The organism is Leifsonia sp. SIMBA_070, from assembly GCF_046534635.1.
In the GTDB taxonomy this organism is placed as follows: Bacteria; Actinomycetota; Actinomycetes; order Actinomycetales; family Microbacteriaceae; genus Leifsonia.
The window spans coordinates 1-268 of the sequence record NZ_JAWRYK010000349.1 but is presented as its reverse complement, the minus strand read 5'-3'; the positions used below and the strand labels follow the sequence as shown (position 1 = coordinate 268).

The following is a 268-nucleotide window of genomic DNA, read 5'->3' as shown; positions in this document are numbered from 1 at the left end:
ACTCGACATCTCCACGGTCACCATCTACCTCCTCTCGACCGAGAACCTGAGCCGCGACACCGAAGAACTCGGCGCGCTGATGGAGATCGTTCCTGACATCGTCGAAGAGATCTCCGCACCCGGGCAGCCGTGGCGGGTGAAAGTTGTTGGTGCCCTTGACCAACTGCCGGTCGAGGTGTCGAGTCGGCTGAAGGCGGCCGAACAGCAGACGGCAAGCCGGGTTGGTCCGACGGTGAATGTGGCCGTCGGTTACGGCGGGCGCCAGGAG

At 63.8% G+C, this 268-nt stretch carries 1 protein-coding gene; it reads left to right on the top strand.

Features of this window, described 5'->3' with window-relative positions; translation table 11 throughout:
• A partial coding sequence (locus SB754_RS20635) for an undecaprenyl diphosphate synthase family protein (protein WP_410784227.1) occupies positions 1-268 on the top strand: 268 nt, incomplete at both ends.